The organism is Amycolatopsis albidoflavus (genome assembly GCF_039525725.1).
GTDB lineage: Bacteria > Actinomycetota > Actinomycetes > Mycobacteriales > Pseudonocardiaceae > Amycolatopsis > Amycolatopsis albidoflava.
On sequence record NZ_BAAAHV010000014.1, the window covers coordinates 1 to 26,413 of the forward strand.

25 protein-coding genes are annotated in these 26,413 nt (G+C 68.6%); 8 read left to right on the forward strand and 17 right to left on the reverse strand.

The window, feature by feature from the left end; genetic code table 11:
- Positions 1-432 precede the first annotated feature (432 nt).
- Positions 433-708, reverse strand: a complete 276-nt coding sequence (locus ABD156_RS24510) for a hypothetical protein (RefSeq protein ID WP_344278085.1) — start codon at positions 706-708, stop codon at positions 433-435.
- A 95-nt stretch (positions 709-803) separates the two neighbouring features.
- Between ABD156_RS24510 and ilvA the strand changes: the two genes are divergently transcribed.
- A complete protein-coding gene (gene ilvA / locus ABD156_RS24515) occupies positions 804-2,009 on the forward strand; it encodes a threonine ammonia-lyase (protein WP_344278088.1) in 1,206 nt (401 codons plus the stop codon).
- A 4-nt stretch (positions 2,010-2,013) separates the two neighbouring features.
- On the opposite strand, the gene ABD156_RS47870 is transcribed toward ilvA, so the two are convergent.
- The 6 genes from ABD156_RS47870 to hppD form a co-directional block, all read right to left on the reverse strand.
- Positions 2,014-4,104 (reverse strand): hypothetical protein, encoded by a 2,091-nt coding sequence (locus ABD156_RS47870; RefSeq protein WP_377928568.1) that lies wholly within the window; start codon positions 4,102-4,104, stop codon positions 2,014-2,016.
- A gap of 40 nt (positions 4,105-4,144) precedes the next feature.
- The gene (locus ABD156_RS24525; RefSeq protein ID WP_344278091.1) at positions 4,145-4,996 is read right to left on the reverse strand and encodes an immunity 49 family protein; all 852 of its coding nucleotides are present in this window, start codon (positions 4,994-4,996) and stop codon (positions 4,145-4,147) included.
- A 5-nt stretch (positions 4,997-5,001) separates the two neighbouring features.
- Entirely contained in the window at positions 5,002-9,300 is a 4,299-nt protein-coding gene (locus ABD156_RS24530) for a hypothetical protein (RefSeq protein WP_344278094.1), read from the reverse strand.
- Positions 9,300-9,605, reverse strand: a complete 306-nt coding sequence (locus tag ABD156_RS24535; RefSeq protein WP_116206174.1) for a type VII secretion target — start codon at positions 9,603-9,605, stop codon at positions 9,300-9,302. The genes ABD156_RS24530 and ABD156_RS24535 overlap by 1 nt, the downstream gene beginning before the upstream one ends.
- A 30-nt stretch (positions 9,606-9,635) precedes the next feature.
- Positions 9,636-10,202, reverse strand: coding sequence for a YbaB/EbfC family nucleoid-associated protein (locus tag ABD156_RS24540; protein ID WP_344278099.1), 567 nt, complete (start codon positions 10,200-10,202; stop codon positions 9,636-9,638).
- A gap of 198 nt (positions 10,203-10,400) precedes the next feature.
- Positions 10,401-11,600 carry a 4-hydroxyphenylpyruvate dioxygenase gene (gene hppD, locus ABD156_RS24545; RefSeq protein ID WP_037816724.1) on the reverse strand — a complete coding sequence of 400 codons (1,200 nt, stop codon included), beginning with the start codon at positions 11,598-11,600 and terminating at the stop codon, positions 10,401-10,403.
- Between the two features lie 121 nt (positions 11,601-11,721).
- Between hppD and ABD156_RS24550 the strand changes: the two genes are divergently transcribed.
- Complete coding sequence (locus ABD156_RS24550) at positions 11,722-12,192, forward strand: Lrp/AsnC family transcriptional regulator (protein ID WP_009083170.1); 471 nt, start codon at positions 11,722-11,724, stop codon at positions 12,190-12,192.
- On the opposite strand, the gene ABD156_RS24555 is transcribed toward ABD156_RS24550, so the two are convergent.
- The 3 genes from ABD156_RS24555 to ABD156_RS24565 form a co-directional block, all read right to left on the reverse strand.
- On the reverse strand, positions 12,176-12,979 hold the full coding sequence (locus tag ABD156_RS24555; RefSeq protein WP_344278110.1) for an MBL fold metallo-hydrolase: 804 nt from the start codon (positions 12,977-12,979) through the stop codon (positions 12,176-12,178). The genes ABD156_RS24550 and ABD156_RS24555 overlap by 17 nt on opposite strands.
- Positions 12,980-13,076: 97 nt before the next feature.
- Positions 13,077-13,577: a transcription elongation factor GreA gene (gene greA, locus ABD156_RS24560; protein WP_037816721.1), complete on the reverse strand. Its 501-nt coding sequence runs from the start codon at positions 13,575-13,577 to the stop codon at positions 13,077-13,079.
- Between the two features lie 188 nt (positions 13,578-13,765).
- The gene (locus ABD156_RS24565) at positions 13,766-14,206 is read right to left on the reverse strand and encodes a DUF4307 domain-containing protein (RefSeq protein ID WP_344278113.1); all 441 of its coding nucleotides are present in this window, start codon (positions 14,204-14,206) and stop codon (positions 13,766-13,768) included.
- Positions 14,207-14,401: 195 nt separating this feature from the next.
- Here ABD156_RS24565 and mca point away from each other — a divergent pair, with 195 nt between their 5' ends.
- Together mca and ABD156_RS24575 are read left to right on the forward strand one after the other, a co-directional pair.
- Positions 14,402-15,316, forward strand: a complete 915-nt coding sequence (gene mca, locus ABD156_RS24570) for a mycothiol conjugate amidase Mca (RefSeq protein WP_344278116.1) — start codon at positions 14,402-14,404, stop codon at positions 15,314-15,316.
- Positions 15,313-15,651, forward strand: a complete 339-nt coding sequence (locus ABD156_RS24575) for a hypothetical protein (protein WP_344278118.1) — start codon at positions 15,313-15,315, stop codon at positions 15,649-15,651. The genes mca and ABD156_RS24575 overlap by 4 nt, the downstream gene beginning before the upstream one ends.
- 20 nt (positions 15,652-15,671) lie before the next feature.
- Here the strand turns inward: ABD156_RS24575 and ABD156_RS24580 are convergent, their stop codons facing one another.
- From ABD156_RS24580 to ABD156_RS24610, 7 genes are all read right to left on the reverse strand, one after another.
- A complete protein-coding gene (locus tag ABD156_RS24580) occupies positions 15,672-16,391 on the reverse strand; it encodes an ESX secretion-associated protein EspG (protein ID WP_344278121.1) in 720 nt (239 codons plus the stop codon).
- Positions 16,392-16,411: 20 nt separating this feature from the next.
- Positions 16,412-17,587 carry a PPE domain-containing protein gene (locus ABD156_RS24585; RefSeq protein ID WP_344278124.1) on the reverse strand — a complete coding sequence of 392 codons (1,176 nt, stop codon included), beginning with the start codon at positions 17,585-17,587 and terminating at the stop codon, positions 16,412-16,414.
- On the reverse strand, positions 17,587-18,180 hold the full coding sequence (locus tag ABD156_RS24590; protein WP_344278127.1) for a DUF3558 domain-containing protein: 594 nt from the start codon (positions 18,178-18,180) through the stop codon (positions 17,587-17,589). Before ABD156_RS24590 ends, ABD156_RS24585 begins: the two co-directional genes overlap by 1 nt.
- Positions 18,181-18,197: 17 nt before the next feature.
- Positions 18,198-18,599: a PE domain-containing protein gene (locus ABD156_RS24595; protein ID WP_344278130.1), complete on the reverse strand. Its 402-nt coding sequence runs from the start codon at positions 18,597-18,599 to the stop codon at positions 18,198-18,200.
- Positions 18,600-18,840: 241 nt separating this feature from the next.
- Complete coding sequence (locus tag ABD156_RS24600) at positions 18,841-20,385, reverse strand: pectate lyase family protein (RefSeq protein WP_344278133.1); 1,545 nt, start codon at positions 20,383-20,385, stop codon at positions 18,841-18,843.
- Between the two features lie 84 nt (positions 20,386-20,469).
- Entirely contained in the window at positions 20,470-20,760 is a 291-nt protein-coding gene (locus tag ABD156_RS24605) for a winged helix-turn-helix domain-containing protein (RefSeq protein ID WP_344278136.1), read from the reverse strand.
- A complete protein-coding gene (locus ABD156_RS24610) occupies positions 20,757-21,164 on the reverse strand; it encodes a hypothetical protein (protein ID WP_344278139.1) in 408 nt (135 codons plus the stop codon). Before ABD156_RS24610 ends, ABD156_RS24605 begins: the two co-directional genes overlap by 4 nt.
- A gap of 107 nt (positions 21,165-21,271) precedes the next feature.
- Between ABD156_RS24610 and ABD156_RS24615 the strand changes: the two genes are divergently transcribed.
- From ABD156_RS24615 to ABD156_RS24630, 4 genes are all read left to right on the forward strand, one after another.
- Complete coding sequence (locus ABD156_RS24615) at positions 21,272-23,263, forward strand: thioredoxin domain-containing protein (protein WP_344278142.1); 1,992 nt, start codon at positions 21,272-21,274, stop codon at positions 23,261-23,263.
- Between the two features lie 94 nt (positions 23,264-23,357).
- A complete protein-coding gene (locus tag ABD156_RS24620; RefSeq protein ID WP_037816711.1) occupies positions 23,358-23,912 on the forward strand; it encodes a hypothetical protein in 555 nt (184 codons plus the stop codon).
- A gap of 58 nt (positions 23,913-23,970) precedes the next feature.
- On the forward strand, positions 23,971-25,866 hold the full coding sequence (locus tag ABD156_RS24625; RefSeq protein WP_344278147.1) for an acyl-CoA dehydrogenase family protein: 1,896 nt from the start codon (positions 23,971-23,973) through the stop codon (positions 25,864-25,866).
- A 143-nt stretch (positions 25,867-26,009) separates the two neighbouring features.
- Positions 26,010-26,369 (forward strand): class I SAM-dependent methyltransferase, encoded by a 360-nt coding sequence (locus ABD156_RS24630; protein ID WP_344278150.1) that lies wholly within the window; start codon positions 26,010-26,012, stop codon positions 26,367-26,369.
- Positions 26,370-26,413 lie beyond the last annotated feature (44 nt).

The window sequence follows — 26,413 nt, forward strand, 5'->3', positions numbered from 1 at the left end:
GTTCTTGCTCGTTTCCGGGCGCTTCGGCGGCGGAACCTCGCTAATTCGCCGTCTCGGCGGATTCCGCGTGGGGTTTCGGTGGAGCGTGCCGTGGTTGAATCGGCCCGTCGCGCGCAACCCGGTGCGTGGCTTCAGCCGAAGTCTCCCCGGTCAAAGCCGTTTGCCGCATCCATCTCCCCAGCGGCCGGGTTCTGTTGGATTCGTAGCCTCAGCGAATCCCAGGCGAGCTTTCGGTGGAGCCTGCCGTGGTCGAGCGGCCGTCACGCGGAATCCGGTGCGTGGCTTCGGCTCAACCCCTCGGTCAAACGTTGCCCGCCGCGCTGAGTTCTTGCCCGTTCCCAGGCGCTCCGGCCAAACCTGCCACCGCGGCGAACAACTTCCCCATCTCGCCTCACCCCAGCACCACCGAGCCAAACCGGCCCGCGGCCAGCCTCAGGGCTTGCTGTTCTCCGGCATCGCATTGGCCTGCCGGGTCCCGGTCGTCGCCGGGAGTTCGGTGCCGTTCACGCAGCCGCCGACCAGTTCGATGTGGTTGTCGTGCCGGATGTACTGGGCGGGGCCGGTGCAGGCGGCCGCTTCGACCGTCGCGAAGGCGGCTCCGGTGAGGGCCACCGCGGAGAGGATGCCCGCGGCTAGCGGCAGCAGACCGGTGCGGGACTGGGCTCGGGACTTGGCCCGGGCGGTGGTCCCGTGCTGCGCGCGTGCCATGGTCGCACTCCCTGATCATGTGTGGCTGCCGTTATCAGGGTACCGGTCCGGCGGGCGGCGCACCCCGGCCGTCCGTCGGTGGCATCATCGGCGCCATGGAACTGGTCAGCGTCGAGCGCATCCAGGAAGCTCGGAAGCTTCTCGAGGGCATCACCCGCGTCACGCCGATGGAGCACGCCCGCGACCTGCGCCGGCCGCACGGCGGACCGGTGTACCTCAAGTGCGAGAACCTGCAGCGCACCGGCTCTTTCAAGATCCGCGGCGCCTACACCCGCATCCACGGCCTGACCGCCGAGGAACGCGCGCGCGGCGTCGTCGCGGCCAGCGCCGGCAACCACGCGCAGGGGGTCGCGCTGGCGTCGTCGCTGCTCGGCATTTCCTCGACCGTCTTCATGCCGCTGCGTGCACCGCTGCCAAAACTCGCCGCGACCCGCGGCTACGGCGCGGAGGTCCATCTCCACGGTGCTGTCGTCGACGAAACCCTCGCCGAGGCCATCGCGTTCTCGGAGCGCACCGGCGCGGTCTTCATCCACCCGTTCGACCACGCCGACGTCATCGCCGGCCAGGGCACCGTCGGCCTGGAGATTCTCGAACAGGTGCCAGGAGTGAAAACGATCCTCGTCCCGACGGGCGGCGGCGGGCTGGTCGGCGGGGTCGGGGCGGCGGTGAAGGCGCTGCATCCGGACATCCGGGTGATCGGCGTCCAGGCCGAAGACGCCGCCGCGTATCCGTCTTCGTTGGAGGCGGGCGCGCCGGTCCGGCTGCGTGAGGTGCACACGATGGCGGACGGCATCGCGGTCGGCGAACCGGGCAAAATCAGTTACGCGCATGTCCAGTCGCTGGTTGACGACGTCGTGACGGTCACCGAGGAATCCTTGTCGCGCGCGGTATTGCTGTGCCTCGAGCGGCGAAAGCTGGTCGTGGAACCGGCCGGTGCCGCTTCAATGGCCGCGCTTCTGCAGCACCCCGGCGCGTTCGAGCCGCCGGTGGTAGCGATCCTCTCCGGCGGCAACGTGGATCCCGTGCTGCTGCAACAGATCATCCAACACGGCATGACCGCTGGCGGCCGCTACCTGAAGCTGCACCTGCGTGTGCCGGACCGTCCAGGATCGCTGGTTTCGGTGCTGTCGTGCGTGAAGGAGCTGGGCGCGAACGTCCTCGACGTCGAGCACTCCCGCATCTCCGGCAGCCTCGCCCTGGGCGAGGTCGACGTCGCTCTTGCCCTGGAAACCCGCGGCCCGGAGCATTGCAAGGACGTCGAAGCCGCCCTCGCCGACGCCGGGTTCACGATCGTCCCCTGACTGTCTACTGTGGACTCTCCGGCAGCCGGAGGCTGAACCACAGCGGGAGGTAGTCCTCGTCGCGCGGGTAAAGCTCCTGGTCCAGGGCATAATCCTCGGGCCGGGGAGGCGTGTGGAAGGCCGGCTCGTCGTCCTCGTTGAAGCTGGCCTGGTAACTCGACGGCGGGTCGATGGCCAGCGAGAGCGTGTACCAGGTGCCCCGGCCTTGGACGTACTTGCTGCGCCGCAGCTGCGCCAACGGCCTCGACAGCTCCCGCGCGACGGGCACCTGCTGCGTGCTGCCGTCGGCCATCCGCGCGCCGCACGCGAGATTCGCGTGCCTCCCCAACGCCATGAAGTCGAACACGATCCGCTGCCACCCCTGCGGGGCAGCCGCGACGAGCGCCGCCGAGATCTCGCTTAACAGCTCGTCAGGATCCTGTAGTGCACTGTGCTGCTCCGGACGACTCTCCTCAGCGGGCGGGCTGGTCATCGCCGCCAGCATCCGCTGCTGCGTCGCCTCGTCCACCTCGGGCACGGTGTAGTTGGCCGCCCGGATGTGCTCGACCAGCTCCGGATCCGGAGAAATCCCGTGCTCACGCAGGTAATAGCCGACCGCGCCGGGCCACACCCAGCTGCCGTCGGTCCGGAAGTTCAGCGGGACAGCATCCGTGCGGGACGGATCGAAGGCGTCGGTGTCGTTGCTGCGGGACGCCAGGATGACCGGTGCGCTGTCGAGATAAGAGAGAACGCGCTCGCGCTCCTCCGGCGACAACGCTTCCCGCTCGACGACCGGATTCCCCGCCTCGTCGAACCCGTCATAGACGCGCGGAGTGCGCAACTCGCCTGCCTGGCCCGCGGCGGTCGCTGATTCCCCTTGTTCCCCTTGGGCGACAACGGATTCCGGCGCGGACGCAGCCGATGGTGCTTCTGCGGGAACCTCGTCAGCCGCTGCTTCTGACCCGGAAGTTTCCGCAGCGATCCCGGCCGCCGCGACTTCACTGGGCTCGGACTGCGCCTCGTCGCCAACCGACGCCGGGACAGCGACTGCTGTTTCCGCGAGGGATGGGGAGACGGCCTGCTCCGCGTCGGGCAGCGGAGGGGAGGTGATGGGTTCGTCAATGGGGAGTGCGGGGATGGGTTGCGCAGGGTCTGCGGGTTGGCCTGCCTCGGACCGAGGCGCGTTGTCGTCCATGGGAAGCGCCCGAGCGGGCGTCTCCGCGGCGTGTTCTGCACCGGGCAGCGACGGGGGCGCGCTGGGTTCGTCCACCGGGAGCGCCGGAACAGGCTGCGCAAGATCTGCGGCCGGTTCTGTGCCGGGCAGCGGTGGCGGCGTGTTGGGCTCGTCGACCGGGGTCGCGGGAGCAGATTGCGCAGCGTCCGCGGCTTGTTCGGTGCGAGGCAGCGGTGGAGGCGTCGCAGGCCCCGTCGAGGGCAGCGGATTTTCCACGCCCGGCAGGGGCGGCGGGACTTGCCCTGAATCCGGCAGGGGCGGCGGGACTTGCCCCGAGTCCGGCAAGGGCGGCGGGACCTGTCCTGAATCCGGCAGGGGCGGAGGTACCGCAGGGCCTGAGCCGGGGACGTGCGGCGGAACCGGCTGTCCAGCAGCAACACCAACACCAGAACCGGCAGGCGGCGGCGTCGGAGCGCCCGCACCCGGAACCGCCGGAGGAGGCACTGCCGAACCGGCCCGCTGGCGTAGCCACGGCGGCACAAACCGGTCCTCGCGCGGGAAAAACCGCAGTTCGTCCTGGAAGCCGATTGGCGGCGGGATTTGCCGCCAGCGTGGCTCGGCGTCCGGTTGGTAGTCCGTGAACGGCGGACGCTGCGGCGAAAACACCAGGGTCGCGCTCAGCCACGTGCCGCGGCCCGGCTGGTACATCCCGGTGCGCAGTGCGCCGAACAGCCGCGGCAGCTCCGGATGCGGCTGGACCGGGTAGGTCCGGTTGTCCGGGGCGAGGACGTTGACGTCCACTTCCACATGTCGTCCCGCGGCGCGGCAGACGACCTGCAGCTGCTGCCAGCCCGCGGGCAGCGCGGCCGCGGCCGCCTGGCCGATCTGCTGTACGAGGTCCTGCTGCTGGGCAGGACTGAGCGGCACCGGTGGCCGGGTCATGGTTTCTGCGGCTCCTCGCCGGGCGAACGCGTCATTTCCGTCAACTGTTCCGCGGCGGGCGGATGCCCGCGAGCAGGTTGGCCGGCGTGTAACCGGACTGCACGTCGAACGTCATGCCGACCGAGCGGGCGAGCACGGCCACCGCGAGCGGGGCCAGCGCGAGGAACCCGTCGGGATCGTCGGCGCGGTCCTCGGCGGTCCAGTACTCGCGGTGCCGTTCCAGCGCGGCGACGAACGCGTCGGCGAACTTCTCGTTGTCCCGGCGCAGCACGTAGTAGAACATCCGGATCGGCGGGTACACGAGCTGCAGCATCGCCGCGGGCGGCGTGTACTGCGCGGTGTCCGGGTCGGTGCCGTCCATCGCGGGCAGGAACATCTCCGGGGTGACCTCGCGGTGCGCGAGGAACGTCTGCAGCGTTTCGACCCACGGGTACATGTAGGCGTCGTGTTCGATGCCCGAGGCGCGCAGCACGTCGAGCGGCACCGCGGCCAGCTGCTGGATCAGCACGTCGTCCCGCTGGATCACGGCGAGCCACGCCGCGGTCAGCCACGCGCCCGGGTCCGTGCGTTCGGTGGGGCCGGTGGCCGCGAAGCGCCGCGGGCGGCCGATCACCGCGTCGACCTCCTGGCCTTCCGGTGCGTTCGCCGCGGCGAAGGCGGCGGCCGCGGCTTGTGCGGCGAGGGCGAGGTCGCCCCACGTGTCCGGGTCCTCGGCGTCCGGGTCGACCACGCTGCGGTACTGCCCGAGCATCAGTTCCCGGCGCAGGACGTTCGCCAGCGCGCTGGTGTCCTGCGTGATGTAGTCGAAGTAGAAGGCCACCTGCGGCGACAGCTTCTCGATCTGCTTCCACGCGACGGTGACGTCGACGGAATGCCTGGGGACGGTGGTCATCGATCTCATTCCTCACCGGATGCCGGAGTCATCGGCGACTCGTAGTCGTAACCGTTGAACGGCTTGTAGTCGTAGCCGCTGTTCGTGTGCCTCGGCCCGGACTGGTCGACCAACGCCCGCACCTCCACATAGTCGAGCCTCTTCTGGAGCTTCGCACGTTCGAGCGCGTCCGCGAGGTCGGGGTCGGTGCGCGCGATCGCCTTCACCGTGTCGTCGAAGTATTTCGGGTGGCCTTGGCGGTACGTCCGGTTGTCCGCGTGCACGTAGCGGCTGCTGGGCTTGCCGCCCGGCCCCTTGGCCTCGTGCACGAGGTAGTGCGGTTCGCCGCCGTTGTGGTAGTCGACTTCCCAGATGTGGTCGAACTTGCTGTTGCCCCGCACGCCGCCGTCGGTCGCGTGGCGCGGGGTGATGTCCGCGCGGACGTTCCCGTCGCCGTCGACGACCTGGTAGCGGTGACTGCCCTCCGGCGCGTCCGGATGTTCGCGGACGTCGAAGTTCTGGCCCGGATGGGCCTCGGTGAATTCACGGTGCACGCGGTCGCGCACCGCGTGGCCGGAAGCTTCCTCGCCGAGGTCCTCCGACGCCCGGTTCTTCGCGTTGTGTGCGTCTGTCCAATCGGGAGAGTCGGTGGGGGTGTCCTTGAGGTCGTTGTACTTGGTTTCGCGATCGCGGACCTTCTCGTCGATCGCGTCGTAGTCCTTGTCCCGCCAGTTCGACGTGTCCGAGTGCGTCCCGGGAACGTGCTGTTCGCCGGCGTCGTGGTGCTGGCCGTCGGCGGAGTCGTGCCCGTTGTGCTGCCCGGCCCCGGTGTCGTCGCCGCCGTGGTGCTGGCCGTTTCCGGTGTCGTGCCCGCCGTTCCCGTCGTAGTCGCGGTGCGGCGCGTGGGTGGTCGACCGCGCTTCGTCGAACCCGAGGAACTCCGCGGCCGGCCGGTCGTTCTTGAACACCGGTTTGCCGTCGACGAGGTCGACCGGGTGCGGCGGGTTCGCCGGATCGGCCTCGGAGTGCTTGATCCGCAGTTCCTTGCGCCCGGTGGCCTGGTCGGTCCACTCGTAGTAGTGCTTCTTCATGTACTCCGGGTCGGCGAGGTTTTCCCTCGGAGTGCGGCCGTCGGGGCCGGGCCGGTCGCGCCAGTCGAGGCCGTCGTCGTCCCCGTCTTCGCCGCGGTGGCGGGAGCTGTCGGCGTCGACGCCGTGCGGGTCGTGGTGCTTGCCGTCCGGAGCGAAACCGTCGTCGCCGACGCGGTGTGCCGTGCCGTCGGGACGGTGCACCGACCATTCGCCGTCCGGCGGGATCCGCGGCCGCATCCGTCCGTCGGGGCCGATCTCGTAGTCGGAGGAGAAAACGTGGCCGTTCGAGTCGGTCCACGCCGGCTTGCTCGGCGCCATCACCTCGGTGTCGAGGTCGCGCGAGAGCCGATGCGCGAAGTCGTTCGACCCCGCGTCGCAGCCGATCAGCCGGATCGGCCCGCCGTCGTAGTTTCCGTTGCGCCGCAGAATGTCGGCGAACTCCTCCGGCGTGTACAGCCGGTCGCCGATGCGGGCGTGGCCGTCCGCCGTGACGTGCACGTCCACCGTGTACCGCCCGTCCGGGTCCGGCTGGACGCGGTGCGGCAGGTCGCCGAGCTCCGGATCGTCGCGGTGGTACGAGCTGCCCGCCGGGGTGTCCTCGGCGTGCCGGTGGTTGACCTCGTCCGGCGACAACGGCTCGTCGTGGTGCGGCGGAGTGCCGTCGTGGTCCGGGTTGTCGTGGTGGTTCGACCCGTCCGAATCGGGGTGCTTCGGGTCGTGCTGCTCCGGCTTGGGCTCGGACGCGTCGTGGTCCGGCTTGGGCTCGGACTTGTCGTTGCCCGGCTTGCTTTCCGCGTCCTCGTGCTGCCCCGGCTTCTTGTTCGGCTCGGTGTTCTCGGGTTTGCCCGGCTTGTCGCCGTCCTTCGGTTTCCCGGACTCGTCGGCGTTCGGTTTGCCGTTCTGCGCCGGGGATTCCTTCCCCGTCCGTTGCGGACTGCTGGCGTCACCAGGCTTGGCCGGTGCGTCGGCACGCGCACCACCACGTGCGACGGGCTCGGGGGAGCCGTCCGGACGCCGCGCGCCGCCGCCTGCCTCCGGGCCGCGCTGGCCTCCTCCCGGACCGGTCGCGACCGCGGCCGCGGCCGGGGGTGCGGAGCCGTCGCCGGACCCGCGGTTCGCCGATGAGGGCGATCCTCCGCCGGACGTCGGTGCGGGCTCCGAACGGCCGAGACCTGGCTCGGTACCAGGGCGTTTGGGCTGTCCGGCCTCGCCGCCGTCGCCGGGACGCTGCGGGCCGCCGCTCGCCGAATCCGACGGACGCTGCGGCGAAGAACCCCCGCCGCCTTCGGAAGGCCGCTGCGAGGAGTCGCCAGTGCGCTGCGGAGACGACCCACCGTCGGAAGGCCGCTGCGGAGTCGAACCGCCCTCCGAAGGACGCTGCGGCGAAGAACCACCGTCACTGGGACGCTGCGGCCCAGGCCCGGAACGATCCGGCGTACGGCTCGGCCCGCCGCTGTCCGAAGGGCTCGGACCGCCGCTCGGCCGCCGACCCGAAGGACCGCTGTCCGGAACCCGGTTCGGTGCCACCTCGGGAGCGCGCGTCCCCGGCGTCCCGGTCCAGCCACTGCCGCTGGGCCGAGGAGCCGGACTGCCGCCACCGGCCGGGGCGCTGGTCGGGCTGCCGCCACCGCCTTGCTGCGGAACTCCGCCGCCCGCCGGACTCTGGTTCGGCGAGGAGCCGCCCCCGTCATTCGACCGAAGGTGTTGCGGGGGAGCGGATTGCGGAGCGGGAGCGTCCGCGCGAGGCGGGGCGTACCCGCTCGCCGACGTCGAGTCGCTGCTGCTCGAATGATGCGGGCTCGGCTCGCCGCCGCCGGAATGCGAGCCGCCGCCCGACGACGGCGACCCGCCGGAGTGCGGTGCCCCGCTGGAATGTGGAGTACTCGGCGGCGCGCTGACCGAGGACGGCCCGTCGCTGTGCGCAGAGCTTTGCGGCGAGTAGGAACTGTCCGCGGGGCTGTCTCCGCCGCCGCGAGACGTCGGGCTCGAATCCCCGGCGAGCGTCGACGGGCTGGAGTCGGGGTGGCTCCCGCCAGTGCTGTCGGAACCACGCCGGGTCGACGACGTCGCAGTGTCGATTGTGGACGGTCCGCTGCCGTCCTGCGACGAGGAATGCGAACTGCCCGGCGAAGACGGACTGTCGCTGCTCGGACTGTCGGATCCGTTGTGGCTGCTGGAATCGCCCGAGTGGTCACCAGGCGCGTCGGAGCCGTCCGAACTGTTGTGGCTGCTGTTCGGGCCGTCGCCGTCAGCACCATCCGACCCGTTCGAACGGCGCGACCCGGACGGCGAGCCGGGATCCGCGTCGCCTTCGCCGGATCCGCCGTGATGACCGCCGCCGGAGCCGCCCGCACCGCCCCCGCCGGAGCCGCCGCGGTGGAAAAAGCCGCCCGCCTTGATGTTCTTCGTGCTGATCACGTCGAGGCCGGTGACCTTGCCCGCCAGCTTGCCCAGCACCTTGATGATCTTCGTGAAAACCTCGGCGAGCTTGCCGAGCAGCGGCGAGACGCGGCGCATCGTCTCGCACAGCTTCGTCAGCAGTTCGCTGATCTTCTCGCCCCATTTGGAGATCGCCGTGACGGCCTGCGCGACCACCAGCGGCGTCCCGAACCCGAGCGAGAACACCTCCTCCATGACCCAGGAGATCAGCTTGCCCACCAGGTCCGCGATGAGCTGCCGCACCAGGCCGCGCACGAAGGCGACGACCTGGCCCATGATCATCGTGACGGTGCCGATCGCGCTCGCGACCGTCGCCGCGCCGCCGATCGCGTCGGCCGCCTCCGCCGCGGACTTCCGGTAGGCGTCCGCGCCGTCGCCCTTCCACTCCGCGGTGCCGGTCTTGACCGCGTTCTCGAGGTCTTTCTGCCGTTCCTGCAACGATTTCGCGACGTTGCCCCAGGTGTCGGCATACGACTGGATCACCGGTGGGTTGCCCGCGACCGAGTCCAGCATGTCCTTCAGCGGCTGCACGTGCTCCATCAGGAACGACGCCACCGACGACATCAGGTAGCCGAACGGGTCGATCGCCGCACCCGCGATCTCGCCGGCCAGGCTCGCCACGCCGAGGCCGCCGGAAACCCAGTCGCCGTCCGCGATTCCCTTGAACGCGTCCGTCGCCGATTCGGCGATGTTGATGCCGGTGGCGTAGCCGTAGTCGCCGTTGCCCTCGGTGAAGGGCCCAGGCCCGTCGCCGTCCTTTTTGGACTGTGCGACCAACGGATTGGCGTCGGGCATCAGTCGCTCGCCTTCATCGAACCGGCGGCTTCGCCTTCGTAGCTGTCGTACGCCTTCGCCGCGTCGCGCACCTTCTGCGCCTGCGCGTCCATCGCCGTGACGGTGTTCTCCAGCGCGTTGATCCCGTAGTTCTCGACCGGGTCGAGCATCATCCGGAACGGCTGGCAGAGAATGCCGTACGCGTCCGTGGGCATGCTGACCTGGTTCGCGGCGTCGACAGCCTGCTTCAGCCCGTCCGCGATCCCGTCGAGCTGACGGGCGTGCGCCTCGAGATCGCCGCCGATCTCATAACCCCTGGGTGCCATGGTTTTTCTTCCCCCTGGAACGGCTTCGAGTCAGGACAGGATCGATCCGCCGAAGTCGTCGTCATCGTCCGACGAGCTCCGGCGGCGGCGTTGCTGCTGAGGCGGTTGAGGAGGTGGCGGCGGGGCCGCCGAGCGCGGCGGCGCTGGAGGCGGGGCGGAGCCTGGTTCTTCGGCGTCCTCCGGAAGGAACCGGCGCACCCGGTCCGGTTCGGGCTGACCCTCTGCCTCGGCGGGCGGCGCGGGGAACGTCCGCTGCGCGTCGGCCACCAGCGTTTCCGTGGTCTGGTCGCCGCCGACGGTTTCCGCCGCGGCCTGCTGCAACAGCTCGGGGATCCGGGCCTGCGCGCGCTGCACGAGCCGCATCACCTCGGCGGAGACGTCGGCCATCTTCTTGCCTGCCGCGGAGTCCGCGAGCACCAGGTTCTTCAACAGCCCCTTGGCGTCCACGGTGACCTCGACCGCACCGTCCTTCGACCGCTCGGTGACGGTTTGGCCTTGCATGCGCTCGGCCATCGCCTGATAGCGGGCAGCGGTCTGCTGGAGCTGCTTCGTCCAGCCCTCGACCATCTGCTCGCTGGCGTCGATGCTGTCGGGCATCGGGCCCCCTTCTCCACGGTGACTTCTCCAGAATGACGGACGCGCGACCCCGTCGGTTCCGCGCGGTTCCGATTTGTCCGCGCGACGCCGTTCCCCATGTGTTGATGACTACTGTACGCGAACTTCTGGTAGCGCGCCGTAACAAAAACCGGCCCGTCCGCGAAACTCGCGGACGGGCCGGGGAAGGGAGGGAGCGGGTCAGAGATTGCCGCGGCGCTCCTGCTCCCGTTCGATGGCCTCGAACAGGGCCTTGAAGTTGCCCTTGCCGAAGCCGAGCGAACCGTGCCGCTCGATGAGCTCGTAGAACACGGTCGGCCGGTCGCCGATCGGCTTGGTGAAGACCTGCAGCAGGTAGCCGTCCTCGTCGCGGTCGACCAGGATCCGGTGCTCCTTCAGCGTTTCGATCGGCACGCGCACCTTGCCGATCCGGGCGCGCAGCTCGGGGTCGTCGTAGTACGAGTCCGGGGTGTCGAGGAACTCGACGCCCGCTTCGCGCATCGCGGTGATGGTGGCGATGATGTCGTTGGTGGCCAACGCGATGTGCTGGCAGCCGGCGCCCTCGTAGAACTCGAGGTACTCGTCGATCTGCGACTTCTTCTTCGCGATCGCCGGCTCGTTGAGCGGGAACTTGACCCGGTGGTTGCCGTTCGACACCACCTTGCTCATCAGCGCCGAGTAGTCGGTGGCGATGTCGTCGCCGACGAACTCCGCCATGTTCACGAAGCCCATGACGCGGTGGTACCAGTCGACCCAGTAGTCCATCTTGCCGAGTTCGACGTTGCCGACGCAGTGGTCGACCGCCTGGAACAGCCGCTTCGGCGCGCCCTCGGGCCGCTTGACGGTGCCCTCGCGCGGCTCGTAGCCGGGCAGGTAGACGCCGTTGTAGCGGGACCGGTCGATCAGCGTGTGCCGGGTTTCGCCGTAGGTCGCGATGGCCGCGCGGCGGATCGTGCCGTGCTCGTCGGAGACGTCGTGCGGCTCCTCGAGGATCGTCGCGCCCTCCTTGCGGGCGTGCTCGATGCACTTGTCGACGTCGGTGGTCTCCAGCGCGAGGTCGATCACGCCGTCGCCGTGGCGGCGGTGGTGGTCGAGCAGCGGGGAGTCCGGCTTCACGCCGCCGGTGATCACGAAGCGCCCGGAACCGGACTTGAGCACGAAGGCCTTGTGGTCGAGCTGGCCCGTTTCGGGGCCGGAGTACGCGACCAGCTGCATGCCGAACGCGACCTGGTAGAACCACGCGGTCTGAGTCGCGTTGCCCGCGATGAACACCACCGCGTCGAGGGCCTTGACCGGGAACGGGTCGGTCGAGGCGTCGTGGTCCACCAGTCCGACGAGCTGGCGGAGCTGGTCATAGCTGACGTCGTCGAGTGCGCCGTGCGGATCCATCGTGGAGGTCATGCATTGAGCATGAGTTGCGCCCGGCAAGCTGCGCAACGGTTTCCGTTTCAGCTGGACAATATGTTCGGCTTATCCTGGAGAAGCTCGGTCATCTTGGACAACCTGTGCAGGGAGAAAACCGGTGCTTGACTCGCTCGACGCGCGGCTGCTGCTGTTGCTCACCGACTCGCCGCGCCTCGGTGTGCTCGAATGCGCGCGCCGGCTCGGCGTCGCGCGCGGCACCGTGCAGGCGCGGCTGGACCGGCTGACCGAACGCGGCATCCTCGGCGGCTTCCCGCCGGAACTCGATCTGGCCGCGATGGGGTACAGCCTCACCGCGTTCGCCGTGCTGGAAATCGCGCAGGGCAAACGCGCCGGCGTCGCGGAGGCACTGGCTGCGATCGACGAAGTGTGCGAAGTACACGCCACCACCGGACAAGGCGACCTCTTCGTACGCCTTGTCGCGCGTGACAACGACGATCTGCAACGCGTCATCGACGAAGTGGTTGGCGTGCCGGATGTCTTGCGTACGTCGACTTCGATCGCACTGTCGACACCAGTGCCGCCGCGAGTGCGGCCGTTGCTCGAACGAACGGCTAGGACACGTACGTGAGATAGCGCTTCGCGGAGCGCTGTACGACGTTATGGGCGTCTGTACGCACGACAGCGTCCCACCACGCGCCGTAGAGCGCGTCGAATGCGTACGGCTCCAACAGTTCCGCGGCGTGCCGTACGACGCTCGGCCGCTCCGGGACGAGGTTCGGGTAGCTGTACATGAAAGCGACGTGCGTACGGTCCGGAATGACCTGCACGATGTCGCCGGTCAGCAGCGCGCCGCGGCCTTCCTCGCCGTCCGGCCAGTGCATGACGGTGCCGCCGGGGAAGTGCACGCCGAGGTTGATCAGCTGGAGATCTGGCGAGACGTCGAGCGTCGTGCCGGTCCACAGCTGGATCGACGGGTCCGGCCGGCCGATCCACTGCTGGTCGTTCTCGTGCAGGTAGACCGGGACGTCGAAGGCGTGCGCCCATTCGACCATCGTCGTGTAGTAGTGCGGATGGCTGATCGCGATGCCGGTGATGCCACCGAGTTCGGTGATCTTGCCGATCAGCTCGTCGTCGAGGTAAGCGGAACAGTCCCAGAGGAAGTTGCCGCTCGCCGCGCGGACCAGCAGCGCGCGCTGGCCGATCGCGAACCGTGGATCCGAGCCGACGCCGACGAGACCCGGCCCCTGCTCCTCGACCCGCGGTTTGAGGCCAGTGTCCGCGCGGAGCGTCGCCAGGTCAGTCCACTGCTGCCCGCCCGGCGGGACGTATTGGCGCTCGTCCTCGCAGATCGGGCAGTCCGCGCGCGGGGCGGCGTACTGCGTCCCGCAGGTCAGGCAGAGCGGTCGGGTGTTCATCGGTGTCCTCCAGTGGTTTTGCTGAAAGACACGCTAGACCGCCGAACGCGCGCCGGGCCACGGAAATCCGGGCGGGCGCGCGTTCGGCGGAAACGAGTCAGGACTCGCTGTAGGGCACCGCCTTGACCAGGGTGACCTTCATGGTCTTGCCGTTCGGCAGCTCGTACTCGCGGGACTCGCCCTCCTTGGCGCCGAGCAGCGCCTTGCCGAGCGGCGATTCGGGGGAGTACACGTCGAGCGCGCCCTCGGCGCCTTCCTCACGGGTGGCGAGCAGGAACTTCTCCTCCTCGTCGTCCCCGTCGTACTTGACGGTGAGCACCTTGCCGGGGCCCGCCGTTCCGTCGTCGTCCGGAGCCTCGCCGACCTTCGCGTTGCGCAGCAACTCCTGGAGGTGCCGGATCCGGGCTTCGGCCTGGCCCTGCTCTTCGCGGGCCGCGTGGTAGCCGCCGTTCTCCTTGAGGTCTCCCTCTTCGCGGCTGTCGTTGATGCGGGCGGCGATGACCGGACGATTCTCGATCATTTCGTCGAGCTCGTGCTTGAGCCTGTCGTAGGCATCCTGGGTCAGCCAGGTCACCTTGGTGTCGCTCACGGTCACCATCTCCTCGTAGGGCCTGCCAGGCTTGGGTGTACAAGCCGGCCACCGCGTAACGCACGCGGCTGAGATAAAGGAAAAACACGGCCCGTCGGGGGCCGTGCTGGTGTACGAGCGTATCACGGCAGGACAGGTCGACGCCGGTCCATTTCACGCCGCGCGGACGCTCGCCGCGCATTTCACTCCGTTGGCCGCTACGGGGTTGACAGATAGCGTGGTATGGAATACGAGCAGCCGAACACGTCTGAGGTCACCGGGGCTCCGATGCTCTTCACCACTGTGCTCACCCTGCTGTGGCCGGCCCCGGCGGGGACCAGCACCTCCCGGCGGCCGCTTTCCGCGCCGGATTTGTCGCGCACCCGGACGACGCACACGCCGGGCTTGCTGTCGTCGTCCCGCGTGACGTTGATGGTGACTTCCATCGCGTCGTTCGGCAGCTCTTTGAAGCCGATGCGCTCCGCGTCGATCGGGGTGCTGCCGAGATTGAGGTAGTAGATCCAGCCGATCGCGCCGCTCACGACCAGCGCGACGGCCACGAAAAGCCACCTCCGCCAGCGCTTCGACGGCTCGCCCTTGCCCGCGGTGCCGTACCGGTCCGCGGGCCGCGCCGCAACGGCGTCGCCCTCGGCGGTCACGGTCTCCCCGCTCTGCAAATCCGGGCCTCCGGTCAAACTTGTCGTACCCCTGGGGACAATAGGCAGTGCGGCCGGTCCGGGGCACCACCCTGGTCGAGTATCCGCGATCCGTTCCGGCAGCGCGGAGCCGGGGCGGTTTACCGCGGCGCAACCAGGTGTCACGGAATAACAGGACAGGAAAGGGCCGTTCGGACCATGGTGGGAGCCGACGAGCTGACAACAGAAGACCGCAAGCAGCGACTGCGCCTGATGGCGGTGCACGCCCATCCCGACGACGAGTCGAGCAAGGGCGCCGCCACCATGGCCAAATACGTCGCCGACGGGCACGAGGTCATGGTCGTGACCTGCACCGGGGGCGAGGCGGGCAGCATTCTCAACCCGGCGATGGACCGGCCGGACGTGCTGGCGAACATGACCGAGATCCGCCGCGAGGAGATGGCGCGCGCGGCGAAGATCCTCGGCGTGAGCCACCGCTGGCTGGGCTTCATCGACTCCGGGCTGCCCGAGGGCGACCCGATGCCGCCGGTGCCGGAGGGCTCGTTCGCGGTGATCCCGCTGGAAGAGTCGACCGAGGCACTGGTGCGCGTGATCCGGGAGTTCCGCCCGCACGTCATCACGACGTACGACGAGAACGGCGGCTATCCGCACCCGGACCACATCCGCACGCACGAGGTGTCGATGGCGGCCTTCGACGCGGCGGGCGACCCGGAGCGGTTCCCGGAGGCGGGCGAGCCGTGGCAGCCGCTCAAGCTGTACTACATGCACGGGTTCTCCAAGGCCAGGATGGTGGCGTTCGACACCGCGCTCAAGGAGGCCGGGCTGGAGTCGCCGTACGAGGAGTGGCTCAAGTCCTGGGACCCGGACCGCGCCGACATCATGGAGCGGGTGACGACCCGGATCGAGTGCGGGGAATACTTCGAGGTGCGCGACGAGGCGCTGAAGGCGCACGCCACGCAGATCGACCCGACCAGCCGCTGGTTCGCCGTTCCGCTGGAGATCCAGCGCGAGGTGTGGCCCACTGAGGAGTACGAGCTGAACCGCTCCCTGGTGGACAGCACGCTGCCGGAGGACGATCTGTTCGCAGGCATCAAGGAGAAGGTGAGCCCATGAGTTTCGGTGTGCCGGCCGTCGCGGTCGTCCCGCTCACCGCGTCGGCGCTGGTACTGGCCCAGCAGCCGGACAGCGGGGACAACGGCGGCCAGGGCGAGGACTTCGGCAAGTCCTCGCCGGTCGGCCTGCTGGTGCTGATCCTGTTCCTGGTCGCGGTCGTCTTCCTGGTCCGGTCGATGAGCAAGCACCTGAAGAAGGTGCCGCAGAGCTTCGACAAGGAAGAGGCCGCTTCGGAGACCGAGGCAACCGCTGAGGCTGAGCAGGCCGAAGCGGAGCCGGAGGCACCGGCTGCGGAGAAGAAGCCGGACGCGACGGCGGCCAAGAAGAGCGACTGACCTCCGGCGGCGGGCCGGAGCTAACCGGCCAGCCCGTCGCGGAGGGCGGCGATCTTGTCCGTGAGCAGGCTGTCCTCGCCGGGCAGCACCGTGATGTACCGGTTTTCCTCGGGCCCGGACACCTCGAACGCGACGCGGCCGTCGGTGAGGTCGAGGTAGCTCAGCGGCCCGGCTTCCGCGCGCCCTGGCCGAGCCGGTTCGCGCACCGCGACGGTCATCTCGCCGACACCGAACCAGGTCTGCTGGAACAGCGCGTCGACCGCGCGGGCGGCGGCGCTGCGGTCGTCGGAGAGCTCCGCCTGGAAGTCCTCCTGGGGCAGGGAGAAGGCGCTCAGCTGGGCCGGCCGGTACCGCGGCAGGCTCGCGACCAGCGCACCGGCCGGCGTGCGGGTTCCGTCGAGCACCTTCAGGCGCACCCGGTCGCCGGAGCACAACGCCTTCACGCCGGTCCGGCCCCGGACGGCGACCAGCACGCTGTAGCGAGTGTCCTGGTTCTCGACGTGGGCGACGTACTCGGTGTCGGCGCGGCCGAGCGCGTACAGCACGTCCTCGAATTCGTCGGCGAACCGGCCGCGATCGAGGAGCCCCAGCCAGGCCAGCTCGTTGCGGACGGCCTCGTCGAGCCGTTGCTCCTCCGGTGTGAACCGGAGACGGCCGGAGAACACCGGATGCGGCTCGTCGAACCCGGCGTCCCGGAGCGCGCCGAGAAGGGCGTCGAGGGACAGCTCGGTCGCGCGCACCGCTGATTCCTCCCGACGGCCTAGTCGGCCGGCCGGTCCCCGATCACCGGAGGCGTCGGTTTGAGGTCGCTCGTGCCGAATACGTCCGGGTCGGTTTCCCGGAGGTAGGGCGGGGCGGTTTTCTCCTTGTCTTCTTCTCTGTTCTTGCCGGGTATTCCGCTGCCGAGCATGGTGCCGGGTTTCCCTGATTTTCCTGCTGTGCCTGGGGTTCCGGCGGTGCTGCCGCGCGCCGGTACCGATTCGCCGGGTGCGCGGGCGCCGATTCGGTTTCCCGCGCCGAATCCCTGGTTTGTGCTGCCTCCGGTTCCTGGTTCAGGATCGAATCCGCTGGTGCCGAGAGGGTTGATCGACTGGCCCGAGGGACCGAATTGATAACCGGGCGGCAATGCGGCTGAGCTGGGAGTGTCGGAACTTATCCGAGTCGTACCCGGCGCTGGGGTCGCTTCGGAAGGGGCTGTCTGGGGTCTGCTTTCCATCGCGTCAAGTTCGCCGCGGCTCGGGTGATTCACTGGGTGATCGCTGCTCGGCGCGGGCATCGGCGCACGCGGTTTCGGAACTTCTGCGCCAGGAGGCGGCTCGATCGCGTCAGGACGGTGGCTGTCGGGCGGTTTGCCGCTCGGCCCGCCGGGACCCTCGACCGGCTTCGGCGGCGCGCTGATGCTGGTGCTGGCGAGTTCGACGGACGCGCCGGTGTCGTTCAACTCCGCGTAGCGCGCCGGAATCCGATCGGAGTTCGTCCCCGTCGTCGAGTGATAGCCGGTGTAGGCGTCGACGTTGTGCTGGGCGTCGGCCTGCCACTGGTCGAGTTTGCCGAAGTAGCCAGGCCTCCCGTTGAGCGAGTCGTAGACGTCCTGTGCGGTGATTTCCGGCCGGTCGCCGACTGGTCGAACCGTGTTCTTGATGGCCTGGAAGGCCGACAATTGCCCGTCCGCCGCATTCTGGGCGAACACCAGGTTCGCGCTGTGATCCACTGAGGCGGCCAGCAGCGGGGCGGCCGAATTCGCGGCTTCCTCCGCGGAAACGCCCTGCCAGCCGGCGCGCACCTTCTCCGCGAGACTGGCGATTTCGTCGGCGCGATCCAACAGCCGCTCGCTGAGTTCCTTCGCGGCTTGCTGGGTGTTCCCCAGCGATTCCGGCCCCGGCCCTTCGGTGATGAGGTGGTAGATCTCCGCGGGGGTCAACGAGCGACCGGCCATCAGCGTCCTCCTCGCAGATTGCCGAGTACTTTTTCCGCCACGTCGCGGGCGGATTCGCACGGATCCTTCTCTCCTTTGTGCGCGGCCGACTGGGTGATCGACACGACTACCGTTTCGCGGTCGCTGGTTCCCATCGCGACGTCGCATTCGCCGCGGCTCGCGCGGGGATCGTCTTCCCCGTAGGCGACGACGGGATACCCGTCGATGGGCGCGAGGGGAAGGAAGAACGGGTAAGCGCCGCCCTTGGCGCGATAGACCGACGTCAAGCCCAGTTTGTTGATGTTGGGGTACAAGACCGCGATGATTGCCTGGGCGAACCAGCCGCAGGCCGGTCCGACCGGGCCGTGCGGGTCTGGGTGGATCCGCGGGCGGTCGCCGAGGAGGACCGAGATTTGCGCTGAGGTCAGGGTTTCACAGGGATTCTGCTTGAACCGGGTGATGTCGAGGGGGCTCGGCACCTTCGGCACGCCAGGGCCGGGAACCTCCTCGGCCGCGGCACTGCTCGGGGTCGGCGAATTGCCGGCGCGCGCGGCCGGGACGGGCTGGCCAGGGGCAGTGCTCGTGCAGCCGGCGGCGCACAGGGCGATTGTCATGAGTGCGAGGGCGCGTCTCACAGACTTCCCCCGGATTTTCCGAGTTCGGCCGAGTGCGCGTCCTCGGCGGCCGTGTATTTGCCGAGCGCTTTGTGGTATTTCGCCACCTGGTCCCGGCAGTACTGCTCGCACTGTCGCAGCGAGGCTTGCAGTGCTAGTCCGGATCTTTGGAACACGGTCGCGTTGTCGGTGCTGGAAAAATCGCCCGCAGGCGGCTGAGTTTGCTCGACAACGCGCGCGTAGAGTTGGTCAAAATGGTATTTCTCGGCGAGATTCTTGTAGATCTCCTCGAGTTCTCGCAGTGTCTTTTCGTCGTACGCGTACCCGTCGCCCAGCAACGGCGCGATCGCCATCGTCTCGATCGACTCGCCGCCATACCTCCGCGCCGGAGGCAGACGGGACTGCTGACTGTCGGCCACGATGTACGCCTCCCCTTGCGTAGATCGTTCCGGGTCCGCCGGGCCCAGACCTGTGGTCACCCTCTGGCACCGGATAGTTACTGTAGTCGCCGCGATTAAGCCTGTCTGCAAATGCGAACTGCAAATCGCAGCCGAGTTCGCGGATTGTGGACTTGAGCAGGACGACTGTCCTGCCGTCAACAGCAAGCTTCACTCGAACGTCTTAAGTGGCAGACACCAGAGGAGGGGTGGCAGCGCTGTGTCAGCGCCGTTCCGCCAGTTGCTCGTCGTAAAGGCTTTCCGGCGGCAGATGCTTGCCTGCCGACCCGATCTCGCCGCTCCGGTGGCCCGACGGCGGCTTGCTCTGCGTTCCGGTGCAACCCAGCGCCCAATTGTGCGCGGTCGGCGGATTCTCCACGAGATACGAGCCGACACCGCAGTTCCACAGCACCGAATTCGCGCCCGCCCAGCCTTGGCCGCTGCCCATCCACTGCCGGTCGGACAGTTGGAGATGTCCCGACGGCGGGCTCATCGCGAGGTCGTCGTAGAGGGTGCCGCTCGCCCAGCGCTGGTGCGGGCCGGCGTCGAGGATCCGGGAGCCGGTGTTGGTCGCGGTGCAGCGGCTGACCACGTTGGGGCCGGGCACCCTCGCCTGCGTGACCCAGGCGTGCAGGTTGCTGCCGGTGACGGTGCATTGCCGCACCAGGGTTTCCTGGCCGCTGATCGTGTAGGCGGCCGGCTGGTCGTGGATGTCCTGCGGAACGGACTCGTCGAGGGACGAGGTGCGCAGCAGGCTGACCCGGAGCGCGTTCTGCCCGATCCCGAAGGCTGAACCGAAATGATCCGCGACCACGTCGTCGATCCAGCTGTCCTGTGCGGTATCCACGGATACCAGCTGGGACTTGAAGAAACCGTCGTGGTGCCAGCCGGGATCCTGCTCGAACTCGGCGCCGTCGGCGGACAGGTGCGCGAGGCCGGAACCGCTGATGCGGCCGGGATACGAGTACCGGGTCACCGTGGCGTGGGTGTACTGGCTTTCCAGCGCGTTGGTCAGCGGCACGTCGAACTTGACGGTTTTGCCGTTGACGGCGGTGATTGTCCGGTCGAACTGCAGCCCGGCGTTCGGTGTCCACTGCTTGCTCGGGGTGCCGTCCGGCCGCGGCGGGATTTTGTCCATGCCGATCGCGTGAATCCACGCCTGTTCCTGCGGGCGCTGCACGATGACGTGGTCGCCGACGTGCAGGGACGAGGCATCGCTTACGTCCAGCTGATCCGCGCCGACCGGGACGTAGTCGCTGGTGACCGGAACCGCTGAACCGGCCGAGGTACGCGAACCGGTGCCGGCGATCGTGACCAGAGTGTGCAGTTTTCCTGCCGCGACCAGCTTGGTCCCGTTCGCTCCGCTGCCCGCGCCGCGCAGTTCGACGTTGCTGGCGCTGATCTGCAGAGTGCCGTCGAGCCGGTAATCGCCGGCCGCCAGTTGGACCGCGCCGGGCTTGCCGCTGCTCACGACCTGGTTGATGGCCTGCTGAATACGCGCGGTGTCGTCGCCGGACGGCTGCGGTCCGACGGTCGCCGCGACCGGCAGCTCAGGCGGGGCATCGCCGTTGCGGTAGCCGACGCGGGAGAAGTCGGGGATCCGGTTGCCCTGCGCGTCGGTGCCGTAAGCGAGGCGGCCGTTGGCGAAGGTGATCCAGTTCGGGGCCGCGGATGCCGCATGGACACTGCAACCGGACAAACCAAGACATCCGATGAATGCGATCGCGGCGACGGGGAGTATTGAGCCTGCGCGAGGGAATCGCTTCATGGGAGCGGACTCTAGCGATCTTCGTGCCGCGCGACAAAGGTCGATCGTCGCATTCATCGGACTTATCCGTGAATGCTCGGTTCTTCAACCGGCAATCTCCCGAAGGGCGCGAACGTGGATGTTCCACGCTTTTCGGCCTTGCGGAGTCAGGGAAAGGTAGGTGCGCGGTCGTTTGCCGACGAAGATCTTGCGCACCGCGACGTACCCCGCCGCCTCGAGCGTCGAGATCTGCTTGGACAGCACCGAATCGGAGATTTCCACCGCGTCCCGGACCGATCTGAAATCGGCTTCGTCGACCGCCGCGAGGCTCGCGGTGATGGAGAACCGGATCGGCGAGTGGATCACCGGATCGAGCGTCAGCCTGGGGTGATTCATCGACGGCCACCCGTTTCGAGCCAGGCGGCCAGCGCGAACGGGATCCCGCTGAACAGCGCGGCGGGCACCCACCAGGCCGGGTTTCCGGCGAAGCTGACCTGTCCGAGCGGGACCGCGATCGCGATGACCAAACCGACGCTTGCGCCGAGGATCGCGTACCGCGCACGCTGGCGACGGCCGACCACCGGACGGGTCGCCGAGTAGATGATGAACACGAAAAGCGGGGCCAGGCCGCCCGGCATGAGCAGCATCCCCACGCTCGCGAGGCCGCCGGTCAGCAGGATGGCCGCTTCGAGCACGCCGAGCGCCAGCAACGCTTTCGGATGCCACCGGCCTTGCGCGAGCACCTTCGACGACGCTGATTCAGCAGTGTGCAACGCCTGCTCGGCCGCGGTCCTGTCCATGACGAGCCCCCTGTCCAGTGCATGCCAAGGTAGCAAGTACTTTCCAAGTTGGAAAGTACCGGTGCCGCGGGGAGGGGTCTCGTGCGGCATGAGGCACACTCGGCACCATGTCGAACCGCCTCGCCGATGCGACGTCCCCCTACCTTCTGCAGCACGCCGGGAATCCGGTCGATTGGTGGGAGTGGGGCCCGGAAGCGCTGGCCGAGGCGCGCCGTCGCGGGGTGCCGATTCTGCTGTCCGTCGGGTACGCCGCCTGCCACTGGTGTCACGTCATGGCGCACGAGTCCTTCGAGCACGAGGGCACCGCGACGCTGATGAACGCGCATTTCGTCAACATCAAGGTCGACCGCGAGGAGCGGCCGGACATCGACGCCGTCTACATGGCCGCCACGCAGGCCATGACTGGTCAGGGCGGCTGGCCGATGACCTGTTTCCTCACGCCCGAGGGCGAGCCATTCCATTGCGGCACTTACTATCCGCCCGCGCCGCGACCGGGGATTCCGTCGTTCACGCAGCTGCTGGTGGCGGTCGCCGAGGCGTGGGAGGAGCGGCCGGACGACCTGCGCGAGGGCGCGAAACAGATCGTCGGGCATCTCGCCGAGCAGAGCGGTCCGCTGAAGGAATCGGCCGTCGATGCCGACGCGTTGGCCCAGGCGGTGGCGAAACTTGCGCAGGAGGCAGACTCCGTGCACGGCGGTTTCGGTGGCGCGCCGAAGTTTCCGCCGTCGATGGTGCTGGAGTTCCTGGTGCGCCACCACGAGCGCACGGGCTCGGCGCAGGCTCGCGAACTTGCCGAGTCGGCAGCGGACGCGATGGCTCGCGGCGGCATCCACGACCAATTGGGCGGCGGGTTCGCGCGCTACTCCGTGGACGCGGAGTGGATCGTTCCCCACTTCGAGAAAATGTTGTATGACAACGCTCTGCTGCTCCGAGTATACGCACATCTGGCGCGCCGCGGGTCGGAGTCGGCGCGGCGGGTGACGGAAGGGATCGTCCGGTTCCTCGAGCGCGATCTGCTTACGCCGCAAGGAGGTTTCGCAGCATCACTCGATGCGGACACCGAAGGCGTCGAGGGATTGACCTACGTGTGGACTCCCGCGCAGCTCAACGAGGTGCTCGGCGAGGACGGTTCGTGGGCGGCTGAGCTTTTCAGCGTCACCGAAGACGGTACGTTCGAGGAAGGCGCGTCGACTCTTCAACTGCGGACAGATCCGGAAGATTTCGACCGATTCGAGCGCGTCCGGCAAGCGTTGCTCGAAGCGCGGGCGGAGCGGCCACAACCAGGACGGGACGACAAGGTGGTCGCGGCGTGGAACGGCCTCGCGATTTCCGCGCTGGCCGAAGCGGGCGTCGCGCTGGAGCGTCCACAGTGGATCGAGCTGGCTCGCGACGCGGCGTCGCTCCTGCTGGACCTGCACCTCGTGGACGGACGCCTCCGTCGCAGCTCGCGGGACGGTGTGGTCGGGACTCCGGTCGGGGTGCTGGAGGACTACGCCTGCCTCGCCGACGGCCTTCTCGCCCTCCACCAGGCCACCGGCGAACCCCGCTGGCTCACCGAAGCGACCCGGCTGCTCGACGTCGCCCTGGCGCATTTCGCGTCGGACTCCGCGCCGGGTGCGTATCACGACACTGCCGATGACGCGGAAGTCCTCGTGCAGCGCCCGTCCGATCCGACGGACAACGCGAGCCCGTCCGGTGCCTCGGCGCTGGCCGGCGCGCTGCTCACCGCGTCCGCGCTGGCCGGGCCGGACCAGGCGGCGCGATACCGCGATGCTGCTGAACTCGCGTTGCGGCGCGTCGGCCTGCTCGCCGCGCGGGTGCCGCGCTTTGCTGGGCACTGGTTGTCCGTGGCGGAGGCGGCGCAGTCCGGACCGGTGCAGGTCGCGGTCGTCGGCGCGGACCGGGCGCAGCTGGTCGCCGCCGCCGCGCAACACATCCACGGCGGCGGGATCGTGCTCGGTGGCGAGCCGGACGCGTCCGGCGTCCCGCTGCTGGCCGACCGGCCGCTGGTCGACGGAGAGGCGGCGGCGTACGTGTGCCGCGGCTACGTCTGCGAACGCCCGGTGACCGCGGCGGACCAGCTCATCGCCCAGCTCTGACGAATTCCGCCCCTGGTGAACGCGGTACCCACCTGGGTGGAATCAGCGTAGCTTCAGTTGTGACGTAATCATGTAATCAAGGATGGTGGACGTCATGGGGCGAGGTTGGAAAGGCCGGGGCTGGCAGCAGGCCGAGGCGCCGTCGGCGGACGACGCGGCGGCGTGGTTCGGCGGACGGCTCCCGGACGGCTGGTTCACCGGCGATCCGGAAATCACCGTGGACCGCGAAGAGATCCTGATCGTGGGCGAACTGCCCGCGCTGACCGGCGAGTACGCCGACGACGCGGCCCGCGCGGCCGCGGAGGACGGGCGGATCAGCCGGTTCCGCGAGGAAACCCGCGACGAGCGCATCGAAATCGCCCGGCAGGCCGAGCACCGCTACCAGCGCAAGGTGGCGTGGGGCGCGAAGCTGGGCGGTACGACGGTGCACTTCACGACGTTGTCGGTGCCGGTGATGACCCGGCTGCGGCAACCCGAACGGCTGGTCCTCGACACGCTCGTGGACGCCGGCGTCGCGCGGTCGCGGTCCGAGGCGCTGGCCTGGGCGGTGCGGCTGGTCGGCGAGCACGCGGACACCTGGCTGACAGAGCTGCGCGAGGCGATGACCAAGGTCGACGACCTGCGGTCGAAGGGGCCCGACCTGGGCTGAGCTGCGGGACTTCCTCCGCTGCGGCAGGCTGGTGGCAGCCTGCTGTATCGGAGGAACCGTGGACGTCCCTGCTGTGCCCGCGAAAGTGGATCCGGACGCGTTGACCGCAGTCCTCGACGGACGCTGGGCCGGGCTGAAGCGCGACGTGCGCGCCCAGATGAGCGAGGAGAAATTCCGGGACACGATCGGTCTCGACGTCGAGGCGCATCGCGTCCAGGTGCTGGACCAGCTGCGGAAACTCGCGGAAACGGACCGCCCCGCGCTCGGCTTCGACGCCGCGTACGGCGGGCTGAGCGACGTCGGCGGTTCGGTGATGTCGTTCGAGATGCTCGGCTACGGCGACCTGTCGCTGATGGTCAAGGCCGGCGTGCAGTGGGGCCTGTTCGGCGGTGCGGTGCAACTGCTCGGCACCTCGTCGCACCACGAGAAGTACTTGCGCCGCATCATGAACCTGGATCTGCTGGGCTGCTTCGCGATGACCGAACACGGCCACGGTTCGGATGTCCAGCACCTGCACACCACGGCGACTTACGACCCTTCCACGCACGAATTTGTCGTGCACAGCCCAGATCCCGGCGCTACCAAGGAATACATCGGCAACGCCGCCCGCGACGGACAACTCGCGGTGGTCTTCGCGCAGTTGCTGACTGGGGGCGAATCCCGTGGCGTACACGCGTTCCTGGTCCCGATCCGCGACGATTCCGGCGCTCCTGCCCCGGGCGTCACCATCGCCGACTGTGGCGTAAAAGCGGGCTTGAACGGCGTCGACAATGGACGGTTGACCTTCGAACAGGTCCGCGTGCCAAGGGAAGCGCTGCTGAACCGTTTCGGCGACGTAGCCGAGGACGGCACCTACACAAGCCCGATCGAAAGCGACGGCCGCCGGTTTTTCACCATGCTGGGCACGCTCATCCGCGGCCGCGTGAGCGTCGGCGGAAGTGCCGGATGCGCCACCCAACGAGCCCTGACCCTGGCAATCCGCTACGGCGACCAGCGTCGGCAGTTCCAGCGCCCGGAGGGCGACGAGGTGGTCATCCTCGATTACCTGGGACACCAACGGAAACTGCTGCCAGCTTTGGCGAAGACCTACGCGCTGCACTTCGCGCAGGAAGAGCTGGTCGCCGCCCTGCACGACATCGCCGCCGACGCACCGGAAGAAGAACAACGCGAACTGGAATCCCGAGCCGCCGGCCTGAAGGCTCTGAACACCTGGCACGCGACCGCGACCATCCAAACGGCCCGCGAAGCCTGCGGCGGCAGCGGGTATCTGGCGGAGAACCTGCTGGCTGGCCTGAAGGCCGACACGGACGTCTTCACCACCTTCGAAGGCGACAACACTGTGTTGTTGCAGCTGGTGGCGAAGGGCTCGCTAACGCAGTACAAGGAGCATTTCGAGGACCTCAGCCCCCTGGCGACCGCGCGGTTTGTCGCCGAGCAGCTGGTCGACACAGTCATGGAACGTTCGGCCGCGCGGCGGTTCTTGGAACGCCTTACTGAGTCCGATGACGCTTCAGTGCTCTTCGATCGTGAGTGGCAGCAGCGTCTCTTTGAAGATCGTGAAGAGCATGTGCTGAGCGGCGTGGCCAACCGTCTCCGGCGTGCTGCTTCGGATCCTTTCGGCGTCTTCAACTCCGTACAGGACCATGTGCTGCTCGCTGGCCGCGTACACGTGGACCGCTTGATTCTCGACGCCTTCGCCCGCGCTGTCTCCAGCTGTAGTGATCCGGATGCGGCTGTGCTGCTTTCGCGGCTCTGTGACCTGTACGCACTGTCGACGATCGAAGCAGACCGCGCTTGGTTCCTTGAGCACGGCCGGATCACCGCGAGCCGCTCTAAGGCGGTGACCGCGGCGGTTAATGCGCTGTGCGGGGCTTTGCGGCCACATGCGCGGACGTTGGTGGATGGGTTCGCGGTTCCGGAGCAGTTCCTGGCAGCCCCAATGCTGAACGGCTGATCTCGGTACGCTTGGCGAGGTGTCGAAAATCTTCGGAGATCATGCCGAGCGATACACGAGCTTTGCCGAGAACAGCGGGCCGAACGCGCACTACGACCGCCCAGCGATCATGCGTCTCGCCGGTGAGGATCGCGAGGAAACGCGTGGGCGCTCGCGCCAGGTACGAGACCGCGGACCTGAACGAGCCGCTGACCATGGTGCCGAGCGCCTCGGCGGACGTGGTGGTGGCGTCGCTGGTCCTGCACTACGTCGCGGACTGGGGGCCGCTCCTCGCTGAACTGCGTCGCTGCCTGAAACCGGGCGGCGTGACGGTGACCGTGCAGATGTACCGCCGCCCGGTGTCGGCGGTCTTCACGTCGTTGCTGGAAGCCGGATTCCTGATCGACGCGGTCGAGGAGCCGCAGCCGACGCCGGGGATGGAGGACACAAAGCTGGCAGAGATCTTGCGGGCGCAACCCGGTGTTTTTGTTCGTGCGGGCGGTGCGCTAGTGTCCTGCGCCTGAAGTCCGCTATCTAATTGTAGGATGCGGTGATGGCGGGTCGTGGA

What these genes read in the sequence shown, in the direction of transcription:
- ABD156_RS24510 (WP_344278085.1), bottom strand. Translation starts at nt 708, where the DNA reads ATGGCACGCGCGCAGCACGGGACCACCGCCCGGGCCAAGTCCCGAGCC.
- ilvA (WP_344278088.1), top strand. Translation starts at nt 804, where the DNA reads ATGGAACTGGTCAGCGTCGAGCGCATCCAGGAAGCTCGGAAGCTTCTC.
- ABD156_RS47870 (WP_377928568.1), bottom strand. Translation starts at nt 4,104, where the DNA reads ATGACCCGGCCACCGGTGCCGCTCAGTCCTGCCCAGCAGCAGGACCTC.
- ABD156_RS24525 (WP_344278091.1), bottom strand. Translation starts at nt 4,996, where the DNA reads ATGACCACCGTCCCCAGGCATTCCGTCGACGTCACCGTCGCGTGGAAG.
- ABD156_RS24530 (WP_344278094.1), bottom strand. Translation starts at nt 9,300, where the DNA reads ATGCCCGACGCCAATCCGTTGGTCGCACAGTCCAAAAAGGACGGCGAC.
- ABD156_RS24535 (WP_116206174.1), bottom strand. Translation starts at nt 9,605, where the DNA reads ATGGCACCCAGGGGTTATGAGATCGGCGGCGATCTCGAGGCGCACGCC.
- ABD156_RS24540 (WP_344278099.1), bottom strand. Translation starts at nt 10,202, where the DNA reads ATGCCCGACAGCATCGACGCCAGCGAGCAGATGGTCGAGGGCTGGACG.
- hppD (WP_037816724.1), bottom strand. Translation starts at nt 11,600, where the DNA reads ATGACCTCCACGATGGATCCGCACGGCGCACTCGACGACGTCAGCTAT.
- ABD156_RS24555 (WP_344278110.1), bottom strand. Translation starts at nt 12,979, where the DNA reads ATGAACACCCGACCGCTCTGCCTGACCTGCGGGACGCAGTACGCCGCC.
- greA (WP_037816721.1), bottom strand. Translation starts at nt 13,577, where the DNA reads ATGGTGACCGTGAGCGACACCAAGGTGACCTGGCTGACCCAGGATGCC.
- mca (WP_344278116.1), top strand. Translation starts at nt 14,402, where the DNA reads ATGGTGGGAGCCGACGAGCTGACAACAGAAGACCGCAAGCAGCGACTG.
- ABD156_RS24575 (WP_344278118.1), top strand. Translation starts at nt 15,313, where the DNA reads ATGAGTTTCGGTGTGCCGGCCGTCGCGGTCGTCCCGCTCACCGCGTCG.
- ABD156_RS24585 (WP_344278124.1), bottom strand. Translation starts at nt 17,587, where the DNA reads ATGGCCGGTCGCTCGTTGACCCCCGCGGAGATCTACCACCTCATCACC.
- ABD156_RS24590 (WP_344278127.1), bottom strand. Translation starts at nt 18,180, where the DNA reads ATGACAATCGCCCTGTGCGCCGCCGGCTGCACGAGCACTGCCCCTGGC.
- ABD156_RS24600 (WP_344278133.1), bottom strand. Translation starts at nt 20,385, where the DNA reads ATGAAGCGATTCCCTCGCGCAGGCTCAATACTCCCCGTCGCCGCGATC.
- ABD156_RS24605 (WP_344278136.1), bottom strand. Translation starts at nt 20,760, where the DNA reads ATGAATCACCCCAGGCTGACGCTCGATCCGGTGATCCACTCGCCGATC.
- ABD156_RS24610 (WP_344278139.1), bottom strand. Translation starts at nt 21,164, where the DNA reads ATGGACAGGACCGCGGCCGAGCAGGCGTTGCACACTGCTGAATCAGCG.
- ABD156_RS24615 (WP_344278142.1), top strand. Translation starts at nt 21,272, where the DNA reads ATGTCGAACCGCCTCGCCGATGCGACGTCCCCCTACCTTCTGCAGCAC.
- ABD156_RS24620 (WP_037816711.1), top strand. Translation starts at nt 23,358, where the DNA reads ATGGGGCGAGGTTGGAAAGGCCGGGGCTGGCAGCAGGCCGAGGCGCCG.